The sequence below is a fragment of the Albidovulum sp. genome (assembly GCF_049646345.1).
Classification (GTDB): domain Bacteria; phylum Pseudomonadota; class Alphaproteobacteria; order Rhodobacterales; family Rhodobacteraceae; genus Albidovulum.
On record NZ_JBARVQ010000274.1, the window covers coordinates 1 to 1775 of the forward strand.

At 63.8% G+C, this 1775-nt stretch carries 2 protein-coding genes; both read right to left on the minus strand.

The window, feature by feature from the left end; translation table 11 throughout:
* Positions 1 to 498: ABC transporter substrate-binding protein (locus tag WBB85_RS06575; RefSeq protein WP_432637828.1), on the minus strand; the 498-nt coding region annotated here is incomplete at its 3' end.
* 76 nt (positions 499 to 574) lie between these two features.
* Positions 575 to 1775: betaine-aldehyde dehydrogenase (betB, locus tag WBB85_RS06580; protein ID WP_432637829.1), on the minus strand; the 1201-nt coding region annotated here is incomplete at its 5' end.

Below are 1775 nucleotides of genomic sequence, written 5' to 3' on the forward strand. Positions count from 1 at the left end.
GGTCGAAACCATGGTGATCTTGCCCTTGATTTCGTCCACCGGCTTCAAGAGGTCGTTCCAGCTGGTGGGCGCGAAGGACATCAGGTCTTCGCGGTAGCACAGGCCGGTGGTGCCCCAGGCATAGGGCATCGAGAACACGTTGCCCGGATCGTAGCTGAGTTGCTTGGCCTCGTCGTAGAGGTTCACTTCGTTGGGCAGGTTGGCGTGGTCGAGGTCGCGCAACAGGTCGAGGTTGTGCAGCGCCTCGGCAAAGGGCGAGGAGACGAAGACCACGTCGAAACCCGTGCCATTGCTGGCCACCAGCCGGCCCATGGTCTCTTCGTTGGTCGCCGTGGTTACAAGCTCCACGTCGATCCCGGTCTCGGCCTTGAAGCGCTCGATGATGTCTTCGGGCATGTAGTTGGCAAAGTTGATCACGGTGATCGACTCGGCCTGGGCCAGTCCGGTCGAAAGGGCCATCACACCGGCAGACAGTGTCAGCAGCAGTTGGGTTCGCATCTTGATTACCTCCTTGGTTTCATTCTTGCAGGCTCTATGGCCCAGTGGTTTTCCGCCCCGGCGTGCCGGGACGGCTTCAGAAAACGCTGACGACCTCGCCTCCTTCGACGAAGACGCTTTTGATCTGGCTATAGTGCTCCAGGGCCGCCATCGAGCATTCGCGGCCAAGGCCAGAGGTCTTGACGCCGCCGAAGGGCACTTCGACCGGGGCAAGGTTGTAGTTGTTGATCCAGCAAATACCGGCCTGCAGGTGCCCGGCGACACGGTGGGCGCACTGGATGTCCTGGGTGAAGACACCGGCGGCGAGGCCAAAGGCGCTGTCATTGGCGCGGGCGATAACCTCTTCCTCGGTGTCGAAGGTCAGGATCGACATGACCGGCCCGAAGATTTCCTCGCGCGCCAGACGCATCTGATCGGTGACCCCGGTGAAGATGGTGGGCTCGACCCAGAAGCCGCCCTCCATCCCCTGGATCCTGGGAACCCCGCCACCCAGATGAAGCGTGGCGCCCTCGGCCACACCGGCGCGGATCGCCCCCAGGACCTTGTCCTGTTGCGCCTTGCTGATCAGCGGCCCCATCGTCACCTCGGGGTCCAGCGGATCGCCGATGCGGATGGCCCGGGCACGTTCGGTGATCCGCTCCAGCAACTGGTCATGAATCTTGCGCTGGACGAAGACCCGCGTGCCATTGGTGCAGACCTGGCCCGTCGAGTAGAAATTCGCCATCAGCGCCCCGGAGGCCGCATTCTCGAGGACCGCGTCCTCGAAGATCACCAGGGGCGACTTGCCGCCCAGCTCCATCGTGGCGTGTTTCATCAGCGACCCGGCCAGCCCCATGACCTTCATCCCCGTGGGCACCGATCCGGTCAGCGAGACCTTGGCCGTGTCGGGATGCGCCACCAGCGCCTGGCCCACCGCGCCCATGCCCTGGACGACGTTGAACAGACCCTTCGGCAGCCCGGCCTCGATGTAGATCTCGGCCAGGATCAGGGCCGACAGGGGCGCGCTTTCCGAGGGTTTGAAGACCATCGCATTGCCCGCCGCCAGGGCAGGAGCCGACTTCCACCCCGCTCCTTGGAACGGATAGTTCCAGGCGCCGATCCCGACGCAGACCCCCAGGGGCTCGCGGCAGGTATAGGCAAAGCTTGATCCCAGCGCGATGGTCTCGCCGTTGAAGGCCGGGATGACGCCGGCATAGAACTCCAAAGCCTCGGCGACCGAGACCGCATCGACATAAAGCGTTTCCGACAGCGCTCGCCCGGTGTCGAAGCTCTCGACC